Annotated in this window: 23 protein-coding genes and 1 tRNA gene; 10 read left to right on the top strand and 14 right to left on the bottom strand. The window is 59.1% G+C overall.

The features are described from left to right. Positions 1-92: 92 nt before the first annotated feature. Together DOM58_RS10525 and DOM58_RS17870 are read right to left on the bottom strand one after the other, a co-directional pair. Positions 93-296 carry a cold-shock protein gene (locus tag DOM58_RS10525; protein WP_071229947.1) on the bottom strand — a complete coding sequence of 68 codons (204 nt, stop codon included), beginning with the start codon at positions 294-296 and terminating at the stop codon, positions 93-95. Positions 297-775: 479 nt separating this feature from the next. Beyond that, positions 776-1,024 carry a LysR substrate-binding domain-containing protein gene (locus DOM58_RS17870; RefSeq protein ID WP_425353394.1) on the bottom strand — a complete coding sequence of 83 codons (249 nt, stop codon included), beginning with the start codon at positions 1,022-1,024 and terminating at the stop codon, positions 776-778. 327 nt (positions 1,025-1,351) lie between these two features. Here DOM58_RS17870 and DOM58_RS10515 point away from each other — a divergent pair, with 327 nt between their 5' ends. Together DOM58_RS10515 and DOM58_RS10510 are read left to right on the top strand one after the other, a co-directional pair. Continuing rightward, positions 1,352-1,957 carry a LysE family translocator gene (locus DOM58_RS10515; protein WP_110692785.1) on the top strand — a complete coding sequence of 202 codons (606 nt, stop codon included), beginning with the start codon at positions 1,352-1,354 and terminating at the stop codon, positions 1,955-1,957. 11 nt (positions 1,958-1,968) lie between these two features. Continuing rightward, positions 1,969-2,778 (top strand): AraC family transcriptional regulator, encoded by an 810-nt coding sequence (locus DOM58_RS10510; RefSeq protein ID WP_110692784.1) that lies wholly within the window; start codon positions 1,969-1,971, stop codon positions 2,776-2,778. Between the two features lie 314 nt (positions 2,779-3,092). On the opposite strand, the gene DOM58_RS10505 is transcribed toward DOM58_RS10510, so the two are convergent. Both DOM58_RS10505 and DOM58_RS10500 read right to left on the bottom strand, forming a co-directional pair. Then, the gene (locus tag DOM58_RS10505; RefSeq protein ID WP_110692783.1) at positions 3,093-5,471 is read right to left on the bottom strand and encodes an SIR2 family protein; all 2,379 of its coding nucleotides are present in this window, start codon (positions 5,469-5,471) and stop codon (positions 3,093-3,095) included. 811 nt (positions 5,472-6,282) lie between these two features. Beyond that, the gene (locus DOM58_RS10500) at positions 6,283-7,026 is read right to left on the bottom strand and encodes a sulfite exporter TauE/SafE family protein (RefSeq protein ID WP_110692782.1); all 744 of its coding nucleotides are present in this window, start codon (positions 7,024-7,026) and stop codon (positions 6,283-6,285) included. 169 nt (positions 7,027-7,195) lie between these two features. Here DOM58_RS10500 and lpcA point away from each other — a divergent pair, with 169 nt between their 5' ends. Continuing rightward, on the top strand, positions 7,196-7,774 hold the full coding sequence (gene lpcA / locus DOM58_RS10495) for a D-sedoheptulose 7-phosphate isomerase (RefSeq protein WP_223162160.1): 579 nt from the start codon (positions 7,196-7,198) through the stop codon (positions 7,772-7,774). A gap of 186 nt (positions 7,775-7,960) precedes the next feature. On the opposite strand, the gene DOM58_RS17865 is transcribed toward lpcA, so the two are convergent. Next, positions 7,961-8,260: an AzlD family protein gene (locus DOM58_RS17865; protein WP_110692780.1), complete on the bottom strand. Its 300-nt coding sequence runs from the start codon at positions 8,258-8,260 to the stop codon at positions 7,961-7,963. Next, positions 8,260-8,976, bottom strand: a complete 717-nt coding sequence (locus tag DOM58_RS10485) for an AzlC family ABC transporter permease (RefSeq protein WP_110692779.1) — start codon at positions 8,974-8,976, stop codon at positions 8,260-8,262. The genes DOM58_RS17865 and DOM58_RS10485 overlap by 1 nt, the downstream gene beginning before the upstream one ends. A 26-nt stretch (positions 8,977-9,002) precedes the next feature. Here DOM58_RS10485 and DOM58_RS10480 point away from each other — a divergent pair, with 26 nt between their 5' ends. After that, positions 9,003-9,572, top strand: coding sequence for an Lrp/AsnC family transcriptional regulator (locus DOM58_RS10480; RefSeq protein WP_110692778.1), 570 nt, complete (start codon positions 9,003-9,005; stop codon positions 9,570-9,572). Between the two features lie 132 nt (positions 9,573-9,704). On the opposite strand, the gene DOM58_RS10475 is transcribed toward DOM58_RS10480, so the two are convergent. Next, positions 9,705-10,232, bottom strand: a complete 528-nt coding sequence (locus DOM58_RS10475; protein ID WP_223162159.1) for a GNAT family N-acetyltransferase — start codon at positions 10,230-10,232, stop codon at positions 9,705-9,707. Between the two features lie 67 nt (positions 10,233-10,299). Here DOM58_RS10475 and DOM58_RS10470 point away from each other — a divergent pair, with 67 nt between their 5' ends. Then, positions 10,300-10,461 carry a phosphoheptose isomerase family protein gene (locus tag DOM58_RS10470; protein WP_223162158.1) on the top strand — a complete coding sequence of 54 codons (162 nt, stop codon included), beginning with the start codon at positions 10,300-10,302 and terminating at the stop codon, positions 10,459-10,461. Between the two features lie 106 nt (positions 10,462-10,567). Here DOM58_RS10470 and DOM58_RS10465 read toward each other — a convergent pair. The 5 genes from DOM58_RS10465 to DOM58_RS10445 all read right to left on the bottom strand — a co-directional run bounded on the left by DOM58_RS10465 (position 10,568) and on the right by DOM58_RS10445 (position 14,508). Beyond that, positions 10,568-10,644 (bottom strand) — tRNA-Arg (locus tag DOM58_RS10465). A 66-nt stretch (positions 10,645-10,710) separates the two neighbouring features. Next, entirely contained in the window at positions 10,711-11,409 is a 699-nt protein-coding gene (locus DOM58_RS10460) for a metal-binding protein ZinT (protein WP_110692776.1), read from the bottom strand. Positions 11,410-11,680: 271 nt separating this feature from the next. Further along, positions 11,681-12,487: a tRNA-uridine aminocarboxypropyltransferase gene (locus tag DOM58_RS10455; RefSeq protein ID WP_110692775.1), complete on the bottom strand. Its 807-nt coding sequence runs from the start codon at positions 12,485-12,487 to the stop codon at positions 11,681-11,683. Positions 12,488-12,583: 96 nt separating this feature from the next. Continuing rightward, positions 12,584-13,537 carry a bile acid:sodium symporter family protein gene (locus tag DOM58_RS10450; RefSeq protein ID WP_110692774.1) on the bottom strand — a complete coding sequence of 318 codons (954 nt, stop codon included), beginning with the start codon at positions 13,535-13,537 and terminating at the stop codon, positions 12,584-12,586. 242 nt (positions 13,538-13,779) lie between these two features. Continuing rightward, positions 13,780-14,508 (bottom strand): SIR2 family NAD-dependent protein deacylase, encoded by a 729-nt coding sequence (locus DOM58_RS10445; protein ID WP_110692773.1) that lies wholly within the window; start codon positions 14,506-14,508, stop codon positions 13,780-13,782. Positions 14,509-14,669: 161 nt separating this feature from the next. On the opposite strand from DOM58_RS10445, the gene DOM58_RS10440 reads away from it, so the two are divergent. The 5 genes from DOM58_RS10440 (at position 14,670) to DOM58_RS10420 (ending at position 18,377) form a co-directional block, all read left to right on the top strand. After that, a complete protein-coding gene (locus tag DOM58_RS10440) occupies positions 14,670-15,488 on the top strand; it encodes a pseudouridine synthase (protein ID WP_110692772.1) in 819 nt (272 codons plus the stop codon). Between the two features lie 10 nt (positions 15,489-15,498). After that, a complete protein-coding gene (gene tcdA, locus DOM58_RS10435) occupies positions 15,499-16,374 on the top strand; it encodes a tRNA cyclic N6-threonylcarbamoyladenosine(37) synthase TcdA (RefSeq protein WP_110692771.1) in 876 nt (291 codons plus the stop codon). Then, entirely contained in the window at positions 16,374-16,604 is a 231-nt protein-coding gene (locus tag DOM58_RS10430; RefSeq protein ID WP_110692770.1) for a DUF1653 domain-containing protein, read from the top strand. Before tcdA ends, DOM58_RS10430 begins: the two co-directional genes overlap by 1 nt. Positions 16,605-16,782: 178 nt before the next feature. Beyond that, the gene (gene purE, locus DOM58_RS10425; protein WP_075562678.1) at positions 16,783-17,283 is read left to right on the top strand and encodes a 5-(carboxyamino)imidazole ribonucleotide mutase; all 501 of its coding nucleotides are present in this window, start codon (positions 16,783-16,785) and stop codon (positions 17,281-17,283) included. A gap of 2 nt (positions 17,284-17,285) precedes the next feature. Next, positions 17,286-18,377, top strand: coding sequence for a 5-(carboxyamino)imidazole ribonucleotide synthase (locus tag DOM58_RS10420; protein WP_110692769.1), 1,092 nt, complete (start codon positions 17,286-17,288; stop codon positions 18,375-18,377). A gap of 151 nt (positions 18,378-18,528) precedes the next feature. Here DOM58_RS10420 and bfr read toward each other — a convergent pair whose 3' ends face one another. Together bfr and DOM58_RS10410 are read right to left on the bottom strand one after the other, a co-directional pair. Further along, positions 18,529-19,011 (bottom strand): bacterioferritin, encoded by a 483-nt coding sequence (gene bfr, locus DOM58_RS10415; RefSeq protein WP_075562680.1) that lies wholly within the window; start codon positions 19,009-19,011, stop codon positions 18,529-18,531. A 311-nt stretch (positions 19,012-19,322) separates the two neighbouring features. Next, complete coding sequence (locus tag DOM58_RS10410; RefSeq protein WP_110692768.1) at positions 19,323-19,526, bottom strand: (2Fe-2S)-binding protein; 204 nt, start codon at positions 19,524-19,526, stop codon at positions 19,323-19,325. Positions 19,527-19,560 lie beyond the last annotated feature (34 nt).

Genomic DNA, 19,560 nt, shown 5'->3' with positions numbered 1-19,560 from the left:
AATAATATGAACACACAAAAACACCAAGGCCCGCGTTAGCGGGCCTTGGTGCTGGAGCTCTATCGCCCTAAGGCGAAGAATCTACCAAAGTCTTAGAGCGGCTTGATGTTAGCAGCCTGAAGACCTTTTTTGCCCTGAGTGACGTCGAAAGAAACTTCCTGACCGTCCTGCAGAGACTTGAAGCCGTCGGCTTGGATCTCGGAGAAGTGTGCGAACAGGTCGTCGCCACCGTCTGCCGGAGAAATGAAGCCAAAGCCTTTAGTGTCGTTGAACCACTTAACTGTGCCAGTTGCCATGTTACGAATTCCTTTAATGCGCTTAACGCTTAATTACGATTGCCGGGTGCTACCCGATATAGTGGGTAAAACAAGGGGATATAACCAGGCTACCGAATGATTCGAGTGCAACTGACAATATGCGACTTGCTAACCAACTAGGCCGTCAGTTTGCGCTCTCATCGTCACCCCGTCAACCCCTGTGTTCATCGGAAAGCGAGAAACTTTCCATCTCGGCCTACAGACCGAAATTTTCCCCACAGAGAGATCATAGCCTCTCTTCCCTCACTTCGCAGCCTGCACTCTCAAATGTTCGGCTGCAAGGTGCGATTGACACGAGTGCAAGCCTCTCCCGCGCTAGCGCTGACCCGGCGCCATCCCACGCCACCTCTCTTATTCAGACGCGATCAGTCTCTCCAGAAATCGCCTCGACCAACCCAAGAACCGCACTGGAGTAACTCTTGCGCCCGGTTCGGATGACGTAAACGATCGGCGGCGGCTCAGGAAAACGCGGCCTTCATGATCTCCATCTCGGGCGTGATGTGGCGGCTATTCAAGAGTGTCACGCCCAACCCGGAGAGCACTGCCGACACGACACCAGCGATGCTCCCGCAGGTCATGACGGTAGTGAAACCCGGGGGGTGCGACTGCCCGACCTCCATCGCCCACTGACGGTAGAAACAGTCATCATCGAACGCAACGAGCGGTAACGGTCGACCCGTATCGAGCGAAAGATCCGGCGATTTCATCCAATGCAGCGGTTCTCGGGCAGCCACCACATCCGAAGCTCGCTGACGATGCTCGAACAGCTGTAGAAAGCCGAGACCGAGGCAGGAGGACCGAACGGCCGATTTTTTGCAGAGTGTTCGCGCCGCACCTCACGGGCTGAAAATTTGCCCCATGCCGAATTGTCCGTTTCAAAAGAACACTTTTTCGAATCGCTCCAAGACCAACACGCTATAGGAAGTAAGCCTTACCGATACGGAAGCATCCGCTGCAGGATCGTTCAAGATTCGACGCCTTCGGGGCTCTAGCCTATCCAATCAACCGGAACTGATCATCGATGAGGCAGAGAGATGGAGATCGTTTTGTACGCATTCACCGTGATGTACACACCCGGCCCCGTGAACCTGCTGAGCCTGAACGAGGGGCTGACCGCTTCGCTCAGGAAGACGTGGGGGTTCTTCGCCGGCGTGGCACTGGCGATCTTCTGCTGGTTCGCCGTGATCGGTTTCGCGGGCCAGATCCTGATCGTCCGGGACCTGATCCCCTACATCGCGCTGGCCGGTAGCGCCTACATCCTCTACTTGGCGTTCAAGGTATTCACATCGACCCTGACGGCGGCGGGGGATCGGGACGGGATCCGTTCTGGCCGGTTGAGCTTCGGCAATGGATTTTTAATGCAGTTGCTCAACCCGAAGAACTCACTCGTCGTCATCCCGATCACTACGGTCATGTTCCCGGGTCGGGAAATCACAGGCGCGGCGTTGATCGGCTGTTCGGCGCTCATCGCGCTGGGCGGCGGTGGCGCTCCCGCGCTCTACTTCTGGGCAGGCAAGATAGTTGGCAAGCAAATCCACCAACCGAGATACTTTCGTCTCTGCAACCGGCTCATGGCGATTCTGCTCGTCGTGGTCGCGGTGATGATGTTCTTCGATTACGTTGTCATACCGTTTCTGTGACAGGAACCGCCATGGCCAATAACAATGCCGACTGGTGCATCGTGGCTTCGCCTTCTCGCATCGAGCGTCTGGAGGCGCGCTTTCAGGGTCATGCCTACGATACCCACCGCCACGACACCTTTGCCATCGGCATCACGCTGGATGGGGTGCAGAGCTTCCACTACCGGCGCGACTATCGGCACAGCCTGCCCGGCACCGTCATGGTGCTCCACCCGGACGAGGCCCACGATGGCCACGCCGGCGACGAGCGCGGGTTTCGCTACCGCATGCTCTACATCGCCCCGGCGCTCATCCAGACCGCGTTGGGCGGCAGGACCTTGCCACATATTACCGGCGGACTGTCGACGGACCCGCGATTGAGAGACGCTGTCCGCTTTCTCCTGACGTCGGTCGAGGCGCCTCTGGATGCGCTCGAGGAGGAGAACGGCATTGCCGATCTGGCCGCCGTGCTGGAAACCAACAGTGATACCCGGTTTGCCCGCTCGCGAACGACACCCGACTACCGCGCGGCGAGCCTGGTTCGGAACTATTTAGATGCCCATACTCACGAGGGCGTGACGCTGGACGATCTCGAATTGATATCCGGCCAAGAGCGCTGGACGCTCACCCGCGACTTCCGGGCGCTGTTCGGCACCAGCCCCTATCGCTATCTCACGCTACGCCGATTGGATCTCGCCAGACAATGCATCACCGCTGGCATCGGCCTGAGCGAAGCCGCGCTCTCGGCGGGATTCGCCGACCAGAGCCATATGACCCGCGCCTTCGGTCGCGCCTTTGGCATGCCCCCCTCGCGGTGGCGATCACTGCTGCGTCAGAGTTAATGTACTTGCTAACTACTTCCAATCTCCCGATCGGGTCACGCCAAAACGGTACTAGGCAGGACTCAAAAAACGGGATAATTGATTGTTTTTTATTGAAAATCTATGCGGCAATACAGCATGGTATGCCATTATGTATGCCACTGAATGCGATCGGAGGTTCATACCTACCCTGTACGATGGTTGGCCTCAAGACAGCTTATGACCAAAAGCAGACTGTAATTTCTTTAAAACCCTCCGCCTTTCGAAGCAGTACGATATAGAACGTCCGGCGCAAAGCAGTAGAAAAACTCGAGACTTGCCGGACACACATAAGATTAACGTTGGTCGATAAACATTTTAGCAGCCGCCTCGACGCTCTTGCGGATCTCCTCTGATCCAGCTGTTGCCTTAAAATCATCTGGCAGCAAAGAGAGCGATTTTTCCACCTTCAGAAGCCAATACTGCAAGGCGGTCCGCTCGCCATTTGCTAAATCTCCAAGCCGTGCGGCTACGAACGGCCGAACGTTTTCAAGCACTTTCACAGCGTAGAATCGGTGGCTCCCGTCGCCGAGCATGGCATCGATCCGCTCAAAACCAAGAAGAACTGCATCAATGTTGAAAATAGCTTGGCCCGAACTTTGCTTCATAGCGCGTAACAAAGCTATGCGGAAAGCCTGGGTATCAATCTGATAAGTTTGGAAGCCGGGAAGCTCTTCGGCCTTTCTATAGGCGGTGGCTATAAATTCGTCGGCAGCATCGAGTCGGTTTTTTTCCGCCATCGCGATCGCATACTGAAGCCAAAAGAGCGGCTCACCACTCACCCGCTCGTCGTATCGTAAACGTTCATAGATGCTAGCGATGACGGTGCCCGGATCTCCCTTGCCTCGGAAAGTTCTCCTCAAGCTCGAATACGCCATCATAGTCGACATAAGAATCCTATAGGGCCGCTCGCTTCGCCGCTGGGCAGCGGCCAGCGTCACCTCTACAACAGCATTAGCGATCTCCTCTGACGTAATGAACGCTTTGATCACAAACGAAGAGAAAATAGATGATCGAGCCCTGAAACCATCAGCTGACGTCTCGAAAATTTCATGCGACAGATCCTCCAATGGTTTAAGCACCATAAATGGATCTACGCCGACTACGCTTCTCACAAAGGAGGCACCTACAGAGCCTTGATGGGTGGCGATCAACATAGTCATAGTGAGAATTCGCCGAGTAGAACTATTTTCAAACAGGGGGGCCAGAGCCTCTTTCACACGATCGCGAACTGCGGCATTCTCGAAAATATCAAGCAAAAGATCGCGTAGGTCGCCACGGTGATCTACATCGGGAGCACGAAGTCCTGCACTCTCGCACAACCGGCCAAACGAGGTCATTTCGGATCTCGTAAGTGCGTTCAAGCTCACTCGATCAAACGGTTGGGGCAAAAGCTTTACGAACTCGTGGAAGCGGACCTCAAACGTACCCGTCCGCACCTCCACAACGAGCTTAGCCTGTGGAAGAGCATCTCGAAGGCCACTCAAACTATCCTGGGCGGCCGAATATTGCTCGACAAACACGACCAATCGCTCGACCTCGGTCAGTGCCACAATCTCACGTTGAAGGTCCGGATGGCCGAGCTGAAGCTTTAGGCAAGTCCACCCTCTTGACGAAAGCTCGAACGCAAGTAGATGAAGAAAAATCGATTTTCCATTACCAAGCCGACCATCTACAACGAGCGACGCCTTATTCTCAATCGCAGCCGCCGCCGTGCGCACCATTTCTGCCCTAGCAATCGCGTACTCTTCACTGGGCTGTGATCGAGCAAGACGATTAGGATCGAAATCGCCATAGACTAGAAGATCAAAGACCTCGGTAGCGGTCGGTCGAGCGACTGCCTTCTTATCTCGTACCGGTGACAGCGAGCGGAAAGAGCGCAGATTATCCAGTGAGGGAGTGACTGAGCGTGGAGCGCGCGCCAGAGCTTCGGCGAAGCCGTCGGTGCCTATAAACATAGTGCGCCCATACTGCGCGGTGCGTCGCAGGAACGTTTCGTCGACAGTAGGCCCTTGAATGAAGACAGTTCGCTCCGCAAGCTTAGGATTGGCCATCAGCAGGCCTGCAATATGATAATCGGCGAGGCTGTATCCAACGATGTACAGGGTGCTTGCGAAGGCTAGATCGCGCTGAAATTGGTCGTACCAGCGCGAGCGCACGACATACTGGTTCACGTAAGATCCTTCGCCGAGAACCAGGCTTTTCATCACATTATCAGGTGTAATCAGTCGGATGCTGCCGTGGAGGTGCACCACAGCGCCGTGAGGCAGCTTGTTCGGTACTGGCTCCGAAACATCGTAAGCATTCGGTGGCATTTGCCTTGTCAACCGATGCAACTCGACCGCATCGTCGTAGTTGGTCGAGTAGATGCGTCGCCAAGGCTCATTCAACACAGCTATTTGTCCAGCAGTTAGTTCGGTCAGCCGAAAAACTCTATAAAGCTCTTCACGAAGCTTTCCAGAATCATGCTCGGCGAACTCCTCGCTGAGAATTTGCAGGTCGTAGTCCGTATCCGCTGGAAGGTTAAGTTGCTCGATAAAGTGGCGCCGTAACCCCTTGCCGTTGGGCGGGCTACCATTCGCGATGTTGCTCGCGCCGAGGCTGAATCCAGAGCCTAAGAAGAGAATAGAGGTCTCGGGATTAAACTCGCCAATTACGTCAATATCATGCGCCATGTATATTGCCTCGATTGTTATCCGTCAAAACCGGCTGCTTTGGATCGGAACTGGCCAGACCGCTTGAGCCGTTTTAAGACACTTTCTGCATCAACATTACACACTTTGTTTCATTTCTCTATAATCCGCCCCCAACCTTTCGTCGATTAGGCTGCAAAACGCATCATTCCGCATCACTTTTCCGACGCTGAATCCGACCCGCCACCCCAGCGATGGCGCGGCCCGACGCCTCCTGCAACGCTGCATCAAAACCGACCCATTTAGCGCGCAGGCGGGGCGGGGAGTCGACAGCGCGCGGCGGGGTTCGGCAGAACAAAAACCAGAGGATGGCCACAGGGGCCGATGACGCCTTTTCGCCGGCCCGATAAGGGCCAAGGCTTGGGTAGGTGGAGGCAGTGCATGAAGAGGCGCTATGAGAGGGAAGGCGGGATGGCTGAGAGCGCCCATTGCTTCATCGCCCTCCCAGGCTGGTGGGCTCTCAGCCCATCGGAATGATCAAGATGGACGTGCGTCCTTCTCGTCTTTCTTTTCTCGGTTGACTGCCGGCGTCGTTGTTACGACCTGGCGCGCATCCTTGGAAGAAGGCGATAGGCGGTTATCGATATGGCTCAACACCATGAGCTGCACGACAAGGAAGCACACACAGAAAATCACGCCTTTAATCATTCGATTCATATCCAGTCATTGATAGTCGATCAGCGAAACTACCACATCGCTGACCCGCCCCACTATTGCCTATTCGTAACCCAGCAGCATGACAGCTCTGCATTGGGTTTCGCCCTTACGCGCGTCCTGAACGGCGCTACCCGCCCTATGCCAGAGCGGTCTTGCTGACCAGCACGACGCCGAAGACGATCAGCATCAACAGCACCACTTTGCGGAAGGTGTCGGCATCCATCCGCTGGCGCACGACACCGCCGATCTTGGTGCCGACGTAGACGGGTATCAGCCCCAACAACGAGATCCAGACCGATTCAACCGTCATGAGCCCCAGCTTGGCCAGGCCCACAGCCATGATCAGGCTCGAGAGGCTGAAGGAAATATTGATCGCCTGGATAAACCGCTTGGGATCGAGCCGGAGCGCCAGCAGGAACGGCAGCACCGGCATGACTTGAGATCCAGTCATGCCATTCACCAGCCCGGTGAGAAAGCCGGACGCCGGCGCGAGCTTGCGGCCCAGGCTCTGCGATAACGGCTGGCCAGGGCGAAACAGCGTGAAAGCGCCGTAGCCGATCAGCACCACGCCCAGTATCGCGCCGGCGACGAGGCTATCGATCAGATCCAGCACGGCGAGGCCGATCAGCAGGCCGGGAATGGTGGCAAGAAACATCGGCCAGAAGCGCCGAACCGTTTCGCCGAAGTGCCCCGCCTGTCTCATGACGATGGCGTTGCTGACCAGCGAGGGAATGATCACCAGCGGCATCGCGAACTTCAGTCCCAGCCCAAGCGCGAGGATGGGCAGCGCGGATGTGGAGAATCCCAGGCCGGTCGCCCCCTTGACGAAGGCGGCCACGAGGTAGGCACAGGCGATGATCAGAATCGTCTCGAAAGTCACGGGGCATCCATGCTGAAGGTGGGCTCGCGGGAACTCCAGAGTGTGCGGCGCTCACCCCACGCTGACAAGATGACGAATGCCTACCCGAGGCGCTGCATTACCGCATCGAGGGCCTCGGGCGTATAGGCTTGCTATCCTCGCCAGCGAAGCCAGCCCAGAGGAAGCCCCCGTGGAATTGAAAGAGATCGTACGAGACCAGATGAATGAAGCCGCCGATGTGCTTTCCCGCTTCAGCCAGGATGAAGCCCAGTTGGAAGCGGTCGCGCAGGCAGCGGAGCTATTGGCGGCACGCTTCAAAGCCGACGGGAAGGTTCTCGCTTGCGGCAATGGCGGTTCACACTGCGACGCCATGCATTTCGCCGAAGAACTCACCGGGCGCTTTCGGGAGAACCGCCGGGGCTTGCCGGCCATCGCCATTTCCGATCCCAGCCACCTCTCCTGTGTCGCCAATGACTTCGGCTACGAGTATGTGTTCTCGCGCTATGTCGAAGCCGTCGGCCGGAAAGGAGACGTGCTGTTCGGCATTTCGACCTCGGGTAACTCCGAAACCATCATCAAGGCCGTCGAGACAGCCAGAGCCCAGAACATGAACGTCATACTGCTGACCGGCAAGGATGGCGGCAAATTGGCGGGGCTCGCCGACGTGGAAATTCGGGTTCCTCACTTCGGCTACGCCGACCGCATCCAGGAGATCCATATCAAGGTGATCCACTCGATCATTTTGATGGTGGAACAGCTAGTGGACTGAACCCACAAGGGACGCTGCATAAGCACCGATCTATTTGGCGCGCTTGCAGCGGTAGCCGTTGGCGTGACCGACACGCTTTGACCTAATGTGGTCGTTGGTCCGGCCATCCGCCGCACTTTTTCTGCATCCGGCTTGGCAGCTCTCGACCGAGGCCATTGAAATGATCTTCAAAAAATAATGAAGACTTCATCCCCATAAATGACGCACTAAGCCGGTAGAGATCACACTAATCATAACGGTAGGGAGCAGCGAGAAACGAATAGCGGCTAACATGGTGATTGCTAACGCCAGCAACTCTCCCATGTTTCCCGCTACGAACCTTGGCGCTATCACCGTGATTAACACGCAGCCGGGGGCGGCTTCCATGACCCGTGTAGCTCTCGCGTTCAATGCTAGCTTATGGATCGCGAGAAATCCGATCAGTCGAGTGGAGTAAGTGGCTAGCCCCATAAGGGCTATCGTCAGGGCTACGTCGAATGAAATCATCAACGGTCACCCCCCAACAGATATGCCACTAATAGCCCACCAAGAGCGCCAGTCGGCACGAACCATCCCTGCGGCAGCCATAGCCATGATCCACATGCAATCAGCAGACTGACAAGCCAAGGCAACGCGAACTTCAATCCTTTCCACATGCCTCGCAGCAGTACAAGAAACACGGCTGGAAAAGCCATATCGAATCCCCACGCCCTAATGTCAGTCAAGGCTGGGCCGATCAGCGCCCCTAGAGACGTGAATGCAACCCAGTTGAACCAGAGCAAAAGAGCAACACCCAGGTAATAGTGGAAACTGAAGGGCTGGAATCGCGATGATCCTCTGGCATCGGCAACCCCCATAGCCCAGCTCTCATCACACATGAAGAAAAGAGCAGGCAGAGTCTTACGGAAAGGCAAATGCTTCAGTAGCGGAGCCAGTGTCGCGCCCATGACGATGTGGCGACTGTTGATCAAGAACGTCATTGCGACAATCACCGCAATGTTAGGCGGGGAGGACCATAGCTCGATTGCCGCGAATTCAGATCCGCCAGCGTAGTTGAGCGCCGTCATCAGCGATACCTCGACCGTGCTCATTCCTTTTTTGCTCGCCTGTGCGCCTAGCACTAGCGCTAGTGGCACTAGACCGATGATGACCGGGAAAGCGTCCCTAATTCCCCGCTTCAGCTCTGCCCAGCGATATAACTTCATTTCGGATGTGGAATACATAAGACGTGCTCGCTAATCATGAGTTCATGGTTAGCCTATCGACCACTGCCCGAAATTTGGCTTTTTTATGCGCTATCCAGAAGGTACATTTTGGTACAAAATTTCAAATAGGGAGCAATAAATTGAATTCAAAACCATACCCCCTCGACAAGACGGACCGACGAATATTGAACGCATTACAGCGAGATGGCCGTGTGCAAAACTTGGAGCTTGCCAAACGCACCGGACTCTCGCCTTCAACGTGCTTACGTAGAGTGCGTTTACTTGAGGAAGCCGGTGTCGTTCGAGGGTACGCCGCCCTGCTGGATGGAGCCAAGGTCGGTATCGGCGTGAGCGTATTTACACGAGTTTGGCTAACGGGCCAGGACGAGGAGACAGTCCATCAATTCACGGAGCTGGTGAAGCAGATGCCCCAGGTCCTTGAGTGCCACCTCATGGCCGGGGACTGCGACTTTCTGTTGAGGGTCGCCGTCGAGGATCTGTCCGCCTACCGACGGTTCCAGATGCAACACCTGACCAATCTGAAAATTGTTCAGAGTGTCAAAACCGAGATCCCTATGGAAGAGATCAAATGTACTTCCAAGATAGAGCTCTAGGATTCCATAGTACGGGCTGTAACGTTCAATATGACGGCGACAAAACGAACATGCTTGAAGATCAAGGGATGTAATCGCTAATAACCGAAAACGGATTTTCGACTAAAGCTTGCCAGGCGCCTTCGAATTGATCTACCGGACAGCATGTGCCTGTGAAACCCACTCATCCGACGTGATCGCATAGCGCTCGTGGTCTCTCCATTCGCCGTCAATTTTCAGGTACCGCGGCGAATATCCTTCCAACCGAAAGCCCAGTGACTTGACCAGGCAAATCGAGCTCACGTTGTCTGGCTGAATATTGGCTTCCAGTCGATGAAGCTCGTGTTTGTCGAAGGCGTGGGAAATCACGGTATCCAATGCTTCCTTCATTAACCCTTTGCCTTGGTTCGGACTGAACGCGTAATAACCCAAGTACGCAGACTGGAGCGCGCCACGAACAATTTCGTTCAGGTTGATACAGCCAATCAGCGCGCCGTCAGTTGCCTGGGCCAAATAACTGTAGTGCGTCTCCGCCGAATAGCGGCGCAGATGATCGGCGTATTTCTCCGGAGTATCTGGTGGTGAAACCCACCTGTCGAAGAGGGACTCGCTGCGCTGCACGGCAGCCAGAAACGCCTGCTCATTCTCAGTGCCGGGCTGAAAGATTTTCACATTCGTCATCGTAAAGACTCGCGTTTGTCGCATTGCTTCTCGCGAACTTCACTCAAGTGCTAAGAGAGCAAAGAGCATGAGCATCATACTATTGACCGGCAAGGATGGCGGCAAATTGGCGGGGCTCGCCGACGTGGAAATTCGGGTTCCTCATTTCGGCTACGCCGACCGCATCCAGGAGATCCATATCAAGGTGATCCACTCGATCATTTTGATGGTCGAAAAACTGGTGGCGTGAGCTTTGAAGATCGTAATGCAGAATGGGTATTGATGAGCCGAACAGCAGGCAAGATTGGTGATGATGCGCGGTTCGGTAAGGCGGGATGATTCGAGATCAATCGAAATGGCGCCCGAGGCAGGACTCGAACCTGCAACCCACGGCTTCGAAGGCCGTTGCTCTATCCAGTTGAGCCACTCGGGCGCACGGCGCAGACGATAACATTACCGGGGCCCCCGATGCGAGTGCAGCGGAGGCCCGGAATAGCGCTTAGTGCGCCATCATCTCTTCGGCGACCTCTTCACCGCTCAGATCGGCAGGATAGTAGGTAGGCCAGTTGACGACTTCGTCGAGCAGCGCGTCGCGATCGTCACCCATATAGATGTGGTAGTGGTCCGCATCGGTGGGCGAGATGGCGTGGTCGCTGAACTGGAAGTACTGCGGGGCGTCGTCGTCCCCGCTTTCCCGCTCGAAGATATAGCGCACGCCACGGTTGCCGGCTTCGTAGGTCAGAATCTCATAGCCGTCGTAGGTGTACTCGCCGGTATGCGCTTCGCCGTCATCAAAAAAGGTGACCTTGTCGCCGTCGATGACGATACGGTTCACGTCGGTCCGATAGCCCTTCTCGTAGTAGGCTTTGTATTCGGCCGCCGTCTTGTCGCCGTGCTCGGCCTTGTGGGCGAAGACGTCATCGAGTGTGCCGTCCTGGAGATAGGGATAGACGGACTGCCAGTCCCCTTCCCAGTCGGAAAGCTTTCGATCTTCGACCTGGTCGTCGTCGAAGTAACCCGCATGGATATCGTCGCCGTGATCGTGGCTGTGTTCATGGTCATGGCTGTGGTCGTGATCGTCATGTTCGTGGCTATGGCCATGACCATCGTGATCCTCGGCGAGGACGGTCTGGAAACTCCCCATGGTCAGCAAACCGACTGCCACGACACCCGCGCTCCGCACTGATAATAATTTCATGATTCGTATCTCTTTTTCTGAATGACGTGAAGACTGCATCGCCACCCACACAATACGTTATATCATAACATTTTATCAATCACTGCGAACGTTCGGGACGCAGTGCAGCCGATGGCGCGGCCTGCCTGCCGCGACTCATCTGTCACCTCTCTATCGCTTCTTAGCCACCTCTCTACCACCTCTCTGCCAGTTCTCTGCCAGTTCTCTAACACTGCGGGGCGGCAATCAGGTCAGGCCAGAGCTCATCCGGCGAACAAAACGAAAAAGCCGCTCAGGCGTCGGTCGTTTCGAGGGCACGCCGATCGAGCAGGCGCTGCATGGCGGCGCTGGGCTTTTCGATCTTGCGGTAGAAGCGGCTCTCGGCGTAGCTCTGGTTGAAGGCGTCGAAATAGTCGTCGAGCACGTCGGCGGCGTCGACATCACCAGTCTTGCGCAGCAGTTCGGCGGCGACCTCGGCGGTACAGAGATGCGCAGCAGATGCCGGCTTGCGCAACCTATAGCGGGTCAGCCGGTCGGTATGCAACGGCAGCACCGGCAGGCCATCCAGATACGGGCTCTTGCGGAAGATACGCCGCGCCTGGCGCCAGGTGCCGTCGATCAGGATGAACACCGGAATGAAGCCATCCTGCTTGGCGCTGATCACCGCACGCTCGTCGACCACGCGGTGTTGATAGTCCGGCTGGTCATCGGGGAAGACGACGAACGGTACGTAGCGCCGATCCGCCAGCAGCTCGAGCAGGCGTGCCTCCGGCTCGGTGCGATACCAGGTGAAGGTCTGGGTCTGCGGTAGCACGTCGGCGATCAGCCGTCCGGTGTTGGTAGGCTTGTGATGTTCGTAGGAGTGCGTCAGCAGCCATACCTGGGCCTCGCTCGTCGCCATGACGCGATAAGGGCACAGGCAGTTGAGCACCGGCAGACGGCAGCCGTCGCAACGTTCGACGAAGCTGCCTCGCGCCTTGAACTCGCGGCGCGGCGGGGTCGCTTCGCCGACGACCGCTTCGCGGCTGGCCTCGGCACTCGGAAACTCGGTCTCGCTCGGCGGCCGGGATTCGGTCGTCCGTTCGGCATCATCACGCATGGTTCGGCTGTCTCGCGCACAAAAAAGCGGGGCGCGCATTCTAGCACTTCGCCCCGCTTCTCCAGCGTCGGAATTAAGACAACATTCGTATCGATCTCAGCGGCTGACGCTCTCGCTCGTGTCTGCCGTTGCGCCCTTGGCGCGAACACCCCGCTGTTTCCAGTAACCCGCCAGCAGCGAACCGGAAACATTGTGCCAGACGGAGAACAGCGCCCCCGGCAGCGCGGCACCGGCGGTGAAGAACTGGTTGGCAAGCGAGACCGCGAGGCCGGAATTCTGCAGGCCGACCTCGAAGGCGATGGTACGAGCGGTGCGAATGTCGAAGCCCAGCGCGCGGCTCAGCCAGTAACCGGCGGTGAGCCCGATGCCGTTGTGGGCGATGACGGCGATCGCGACGATCGGCCCCAGCGTGGCCAGATTGCCGGCATTGAGCGCGACGACGATGGCGATGATCAGCACGATGGCGGCCATGGCGAGCGTGGCCAGCGCCGATTCGATCTTGCGGATACGCGCGCCCAGCAGGTGATGCACGATCACGCCCAGCGCGATCGGCGCGATGACCAGCTTGGCGATGCTCACCAGCATGCCGAGAACCGGCACGTCGATGGTCTGGCCAACCAGCAGCCAGGTGATGAACGGCGTGGCGACGACCGAAATCACGGTGGAAACCATGGTCATCGACACCGAAAGCGCCACGTGGCCGCCGGCCAGCCAGGTCATCACGTTGGAAGAGGTGCCGCCTGCGGTGGCGCCGACCAGGATCATGCCGGTGGTCAGCTCCGGGCTGAGCTGCAGCACGCGAGACACCAGCAGCGCGGCAACGGGCATGATCAGAAACTGCAGCACGACGCCGACGGCGATCGGCTTGGGCGACTTGATCACCCGCGCGAAGTCTTCGCGGGTCAGCGTCAGGCCCATGGCAAACATGATCACCACCAGCAGGGTCGTGATATCCGCCTTCAGCCCGACGAAGAGCTGCGGCTCGAAAGCGGCGATGACGGCCAGCAAGACGGCCCAGACCGGGAACAACCGGTTGATGCGTTCAAACATGATGAAGTGTCCTAGCGATGAGTGGCGTGCCGGCTTGGCACACCTGGGCCGCTCGAGCGGCTCTGTTGGGGCCGATGCCGAGGCGATATCGCGCCGACGCCGACCGGGCGCGCCATTTTGCCGCACCGGACGCCGCGACTAAATAGGCAAAAGGCCGCTAATGGTGCGAAACGCGCTGCCAGACGAAACGCGTCGCCAATTTAAGCGCCCAGTCAGTCACAACGCTCGGTCGGCCACAACGCTCAGCCAGCAAAGTCACCCTGCGCTTTCCAGCGCGCCACCAGCGCCGGTACGCCGCGACTGGCCGGTTCGGCGATGGGGCTCACCCCCGGCGGCGCCAGGTCCCGCGCGTTGGGGTCAACCAGCCAGCACGGCGCCTCGAATGGGGCCTGATCCAGCAGCATCGCGGCGGGCATGACCGCCAGCGAGGTGCCGACGACCAGCAACGCGTCGGCCTCGGCAACGATATCGCAAGCGTCGGCATAGCGCGGCACGGCCTCGCCGAACCAGACCACGTCCGGGCGCAGCTGGCTGCCCTTGTCGCACAGATCGCCGAGCGCGATGGTGCCGGTCGTCGACGTTTCGTCCACCGGATAACGCAGGTTGGCGTCGGCGGATGAGCGCGCCAGCCGAATCTCGCCGTGCAGGTGCAGCACATGGCGGGAACCGGCGCGCTCGTGCAGATCGTCGATATTCTGGGTGACCACGCTGACCCGAAATCCTGCCGCCTCGAGTTCGGCCAGTGCCCGATGCGCGGCGTTCGGCTGCGCCCGGCGGGTCTGCTCGCGGCGTTCGTCGTAGAAGCGCAGCACGGTTTGCGGATCTCGCGCCCAGGCTTGCGGCGTGGCGACATCCTCGACGTGGTGGTTCTCCCACAGGCCATCGCCATCGCGAAAGGTCTTGAGACCGCTTTCGGCACTGATGCCGGCACCGGTCAGCACGACCAGATGCGGGGAATCGATATCACTCATGGGCAAAGACTCATTCCGAGGGTTCATTCGCTGTCCCGAGGCTAGCCTTACTCAGCGCGGATGCCCAGCCCTCGTGTCCAGCCTCCCTGTCCAGCCCGGCCCTTGAGATCGCCCGCGTCAGCCCCGACAATAGGGCTCTACCCGACTTCCCTGGTCAATCCATGATCGCGACGCTTGCCACAACCGCGCCTGTTGCGCCGCTGGCGGTGATCTATCGCGACGCACGCCTGATCGCCGTGGCCAAGCCGCCCGGCATGCTGGTGCATCGTACGGCGCTGGCCCGCGGCGAAACCCGTTTCGTGATGCAGACGCTGCGCGATCAGATCGGCCAGCATGTCTATCCGGTGCACCGGCTGGATCGCCCCACCGGCGGCGTCCTGCTGTTCGCGCTGGACAGCGATGCCGCCGCTGCGCTGAGCCTGGCGTTCACCGAGCAGCAGATGACCAAGCGCTATCTGGCGGTGGTTCGCGGCTGGGGGCCGGAGACGGTCAGCGTCGATGCGCCGTTACGTGAAGAAGACGGCACTCGGCCCAAGGCAGAGATGCCGGCGCAAGCCGCACTGACCCATTTTCGGCGGCTGGCGACGGTGGAGATTCCGGTTGCGGTCGATCGCTATCCGCACTCGCGCTATTCGCTGATGGAAGCGCGACCGGAGACGGGCCGGCGCCATCAGATTCGACGTCACCTGGCCCACTGCGGGCACCCGATCATCAATGATGCCAAACACGGCAAGGGCCTTCACAACCGCTACTTTCGCGATCATCTGGACTGCCCGCATCTGCTGCTCGCAGCGGTTTTCTTGCAATTTCGACACCCGTTCGAGGGCCGCACGCTGACATTGGAGGCAGCCCCCGACAATCATTTTTCCGCCCTGCTCACGCGGTTCGGCTGGCAGGCACATCTGACGCAGAACGGTGCCCGGTGGGAAGATGGCGCCAGCGCTGCTGAGGCTGCCGAACCGATCGACATCCCTTTATGATCGAGAGCCCATGACCGAATTGACCGAGACTCAAGACAACGACGATTACGACTTCCGCTTCGGTGGCATTCGCCGCCTCTACGGCACCCGCGCGGCCAACGCATTTCGTCGCGCGCATGTGGTGGTGATCGGCGTGGGCGGCGTGGGCAGCTGGAGCGCCGAGGCGCTGGCGCGCTCCGGCATCGGCAAGCTGACCCTGATCGATCTGGACGATGTCTGCGTCTCCAACGTCAACCGTCAGCTCCATGCGCTGGACGGCCAGATCGGCAAGCCCAAGGTCGAGGTGCTGGCCGAACGCTGCCGCGCGATCTGGCCGGGCATCGAGATTCATGCCGACGCCGCTTTCATCACTCCGACCAATCTGGCCGAGCGGATTCCGGCCGACGCCGGCCACGTGATCGACGCCATCGACCATGTCGGCGCCAAGGCCGCGCTGATCCACTACTGCAACCGGCGCAAGTTGTCGATCACGGTGACCGGCGGCGCCGGCGGTCAGAGCGATCCGACCCGCGTGCGCGTGGCCGATCTCACTCGCACCGAACACGACCCGCTGCTGGCCAAGGTGCGCTCGAAACTGCGCCGCGATTTCGGCTTCTCGCGCAATCCCAAGCGTCGCTTCGGCGTCGAGTGCGTCTATTCGGACGAGCAGCTGGTCTACCCCGGTGAAGACGGCGAAGTCTGCCTGCAGAAACCGGCCCCGGGTCAGGCCACACGGCTCGACTGCGCCGCCGGCTTCGGGGCGGTCAGCGTGGTCACCGGGACATTCGGTTTTGTCGCCGCCGGCCGCGTACTGACCCGGCTAGCCGACCGGGCCAAACGCGCCGCCGAGGAGATGGAAACATCGGCAAACAAAGCGGCATCAGCCGCCACCCAGGAGATTTCTTGATGAGTGACCATCAAAAGCCGGTGCCGGGCATCTATCGCCACTACAAGGGCCAGCTCTACGAAGTGCTGGACGTGGCTCAGCACAGCGAGACCGAAGAGTGGCTGGTGATCTATCGCGCGCTCTACGGCGACTACGGCCTGTGGGTGCGCCCGCTCGCCATGTTCTGCGAACAGGTCAGCGTCAGCGACGAGCCGGTGGCGCGATTTGCGCTGGAGAAGGCATTTCGCTGAACGCGGTTCAATCGATGACAGTTTGCTGCAGGGCAGATTTTACGGCTGATCGATTCCCCGTATTCCCGTACAATGCGCTGCTTTCCAAACGACGGCCCGGCAATCCACACGGTAGTAGCCACAACCTACACGGTGATATCTCCATCAGGGCCGGCGAATCATTTCCCCGGGAGGAAGCATGAGCGTACGCGTCGGCGTGATCATGGGCTCGAAGTCGGACTGGTCGACTCTCTGCCATACCGTCGAGACCCTGGAAAAGCTGGGTATCGAGCATGAAACCAAGGTGGTCTCCGCTCACCGCACGCCGGATCTGCTGTTCGAGTATGCCGAGACCGCTGCCGACCGTGGGCTGGAAGTGATCATCGCCGGTGCCGGCGGTGCCGCCCATCTTCCGGGCATGTGCGCCGCCAAGACGCGGCTGCCGGTGCTCGGCGTGCCGGTGAAATCGAGCACGCTTTCCGGCGTCGATTCGCTGCTTTCCATCGTTCAGATGCCGGCCGGCATCCCCACCGCGACGCTGGCGATCGGCCGCGCCGGGGCGATCAACGCCGCCCTGCTCGCCGCCGCCATGCTGGCGAATCACGATGAGCGAATCCGTGAAGCGCTGGAAGCCTACCGCGCCGAGCAGACGCGCAAGGTGCTCGACAACCCCGATCCTCGACCCGAAGACCAGGAGTGACCATGCGAATCGGCATCGTCGGTGGCGGCCAGCTCGGCCGCATGCTCGCCCAGGCCGGCGCACCGCTGGACCTGCGATTTACCTTTCTCGATCCCGGCAGCGAGCCGTGTGCCGCCGCCCACGGCCAGCATCTGCAGGCCGACTGGCAGGATCCGGAGGCGCTGAACACGCTGACCGCGACCTGCGACGCGATCACCTTCGAATTCGAGAACGTGCCGGCCGAAGCGGTCGAACGCCTGGCCGAACAGCGCCCGGCTTATCCGCCGGCCCAGGCGCTCGCCACGGCGCGGGATCGCTGGCTCGAGAAGTCGCTGTTCCGATCGCTGGATATCGACGTGCCGCCGATCGCCCGGATCGATAGCCAGGCCGATATCGACACCGCGGTGAGCGAGATCGGCCTGCCGGTGGTGATCAAGACGCGCACCATGGGCTACGACGGCAAGGGCCAGAAAGTGCTGCGCGAGCCCGAGGACGTCGCCGGCACGTTCGACGAACTGGGCGGCGTGCCGCTGATTCTCGAAGGCTTCATCGACTTCGACCACGAGATCTCGGTGATTGCCGTGCGCAGCCGCGACGGCGAGATCCGCCACTGGCCGGTGGTGCGCAACGAGCATCGTCAGGGCATCCTGCACTGCTCGGTGCCGCAGGTGTCTCACCCGCTGCAGGCGCAGGCGGAAGACTATGCCAGCCGGGTCATGAACGAGCTCGACTACGTCGGGGTGATGGCGTTCGAATTCTTCGTCACTGCCGCCGGCCTGCTCGCCAACGAGATCGCCCCGCGGGTGCACAACTCCGGCCACTGGAGCATCGAGGGCGCGGTGACCAGCCAGTTCGAGAATCACGTGCGAGCGATTGCCGGCCTGCCGCTGGGCGAGACCGACCGTCTGGCACCGTGCGCGATGCTCAACGTGATCGGCGCCTTCCCGGAACGCGATGCCGTGCTGGCGCTGCCCGGCACCCGCTGGCACGACTATGGCAAGGCGCCCCGCCCCGGCCGCAAGATCGGTCATATCACCGTGCTGGCCGCCGATGACGAAACGCTGAAGGCGCGCATCGATGCGGTCGCGCTGCTGCTCAAGAACGATCTGGGCTAAGTCAGAGATTTCGAGACGGTCGAGACTTCCAGTCTTCAAGACATAGCCACAGACAAGCGAAAGCCCCGATATCGGTGAACCGACATCGGGGCTTTTCATTGACGGCAAGAGCGGTTGCGCAGTCGCCGACCGCTAGAGGGAATCTAGCGGATTACTCTTTTTCTGTCGTAAACATGTGCTTCTGCAGATAGTTCTGGATGCCGACCTTGTCGATCAGGCCCAGCTCCGCTTCGAGCTTGTCGATGTGCTCTTCTTCGTCGTCGAGGATCTTGATGAACAGATCGCGGCTGACGTAATCACGGACGGATTCACAGTAGGGAATCGCTTCCTGCAGATCGGCGCGAGCCTTGTGCTCGATCTTGAGATCGCTCTGCAGCATCTCCTGGCAGTTCTCGCCGATGTTGAGCTTGCCCAGATCCTGCAGGTTGGGAATGCCTTCCAGGAACAGGATGCGCTCGATCAGGCGGTCGGCGTGCTGCATCTCTTCGATCGACTCTTCGTACTCCCACTTCGCCAGCACGCTGAAGCCCCAGTCCTTGTACATCTTGCTGTGCAGAAAGTACTGGTTGATCGCGACCAGCTCGTTGCCGAGCACGGTGTTGAGATAGGAAATGACCTTGGCGTCGCCTTTCATTGTCGTGTTCTCCTCAATGCATCGAATAACCAGTATCTGGCGATGGGGAGGCACGCTTGGCCACGCACTCCCGCGTGAATCACGCTACCACAATTGGCAGTGTCGATCCGGTAGCGGCAGTATCCCTCAAGAGGAGAATAAATTACAACTATTACAGTAGGTTACGACAAGATCGCATCTGCAAGCGATTGGCAGATGGGAACACGGTTGATAACGAATCGCGCTAGCGAGAAGGCGTCGGTCGGCAGGCACAGAGGATGAATCGCTGCAGAATCAAAGGGAAACGTCTCCGCCAGAAAGGAGAGTCGAACTCAAACGGCGTAGGCCAGATCGAGATCCATCGCCATTTCCTGACTGATCGCCTCGCGCATGACGCTCTTGCCGGTGCAGGCGCACTTGCCGCACTGGCCGGCACAGCCGGTTGTCTCGCGAACTTCGCGCCAGCTGCGGGCGCCGTCGGAGACGGCATTTTCGATATCGCGGTCGGTGACCCCTACACAGAGACAGACGTACACGGGAGAGCCTCACTGGTAACGAGATAGCAAATGT

Origin of the sequence: Salinicola halophyticus, from assembly GCF_003206695.1 — a bacterium.
GTDB classification, from domain to species: domain Bacteria; phylum Pseudomonadota; class Gammaproteobacteria; order Pseudomonadales; family Halomonadaceae; genus Salinicola; species Salinicola halophyticus.
Note: the sequence above shows the minus strand (reverse complement) of the source record. Positions and strands in the feature narration are given on the sequence as shown.

Excerpts from the sequence above, each read along its gene's own strand:
- DOM58_RS10455 (WP_110692775.1), bottom strand. The coding sequence starts at position 12,487 with ATGCGTGATGATGCCGAACGGACGACCGAATCCCGGCCGCCGAGCGAG.
- DOM58_RS10475 (WP_223162159.1), bottom strand. The coding sequence starts at position 10,232 with ATGACGAATGTGAAAATCTTTCAGCCCGGCACTGAGAATGAGCAGGCG.
- DOM58_RS10450 (WP_110692774.1), bottom strand. The coding sequence starts at position 13,537 with ATGTTTGAACGCATCAACCGGTTGTTCCCGGTCTGGGCCGTCTTGCTG.
- DOM58_RS10525 (WP_071229947.1), bottom strand. The coding sequence starts at position 296 with ATGGCAACTGGCACAGTTAAGTGGTTCAACGACACTAAAGGCTTTGGC.
- DOM58_RS10460 (WP_110692776.1), bottom strand. The coding sequence starts at position 11,409 with ATGAAATTATTATCAGTGCGGAGCGCGGGTGTCGTGGCAGTCGGTTTG.
- DOM58_RS17865 (WP_110692780.1), bottom strand. The coding sequence starts at position 8,260 with ATGATTTCATTCGACGTAGCCCTGACGATAGCCCTTATGGGGCTAGCC.
- tcdA (WP_110692771.1), top strand. The coding sequence starts at position 15,499 with ATGACCGAATTGACCGAGACTCAAGACAACGACGATTACGACTTCCGC.
- DOM58_RS10515 (WP_110692785.1), top strand. The coding sequence starts at position 1,352 with ATGGAGATCGTTTTGTACGCATTCACCGTGATGTACACACCCGGCCCC.
- DOM58_RS10470 (WP_223162158.1), top strand. The coding sequence starts at position 10,300 with ATGAGCATCATACTATTGACCGGCAAGGATGGCGGCAAATTGGCGGGG.
- DOM58_RS17870 (WP_425353394.1), bottom strand. The coding sequence starts at position 1,024 with ATGAAATCGCCGGATCTTTCGCTCGATACGGGTCGACCGTTACCGCTC.
- DOM58_RS10485 (WP_110692779.1), bottom strand. The coding sequence starts at position 8,976 with ATGTATTCCACATCCGAAATGAAGTTATATCGCTGGGCAGAGCTGAAG.
- DOM58_RS10430 (WP_110692770.1), top strand. The coding sequence starts at position 16,374 with ATGAGTGACCATCAAAAGCCGGTGCCGGGCATCTATCGCCACTACAAG.
- purE (WP_075562678.1), top strand. The coding sequence starts at position 16,783 with ATGAGCGTACGCGTCGGCGTGATCATGGGCTCGAAGTCGGACTGGTCG.
- DOM58_RS10420 (WP_110692769.1), top strand. The coding sequence starts at position 17,286 with ATGCGAATCGGCATCGTCGGTGGCGGCCAGCTCGGCCGCATGCTCGCC.
- bfr (WP_075562680.1), bottom strand. The coding sequence starts at position 19,011 with ATGAAAGGCGACGCCAAGGTCATTTCCTATCTCAACACCGTGCTCGGC.
- DOM58_RS10505 (WP_110692783.1), bottom strand. The coding sequence starts at position 5,471 with ATGGCGCATGATATTGACGTAATTGGCGAGTTTAATCCCGAGACCTCT.
- DOM58_RS10445 (WP_110692773.1), bottom strand. The coding sequence starts at position 14,508 with ATGAGTGATATCGATTCCCCGCATCTGGTCGTGCTGACCGGTGCCGGC.
- DOM58_RS10440 (WP_110692772.1), top strand. The coding sequence starts at position 14,670 with ATGATCGCGACGCTTGCCACAACCGCGCCTGTTGCGCCGCTGGCGGTG.
- DOM58_RS10480 (WP_110692778.1), top strand. The coding sequence starts at position 9,003 with ATGGTTAGCCTATCGACCACTGCCCGAAATTTGGCTTTTTTATGCGCT.
- DOM58_RS10510 (WP_110692784.1), top strand. The coding sequence starts at position 1,969 with ATGGCCAATAACAATGCCGACTGGTGCATCGTGGCTTCGCCTTCTCGC.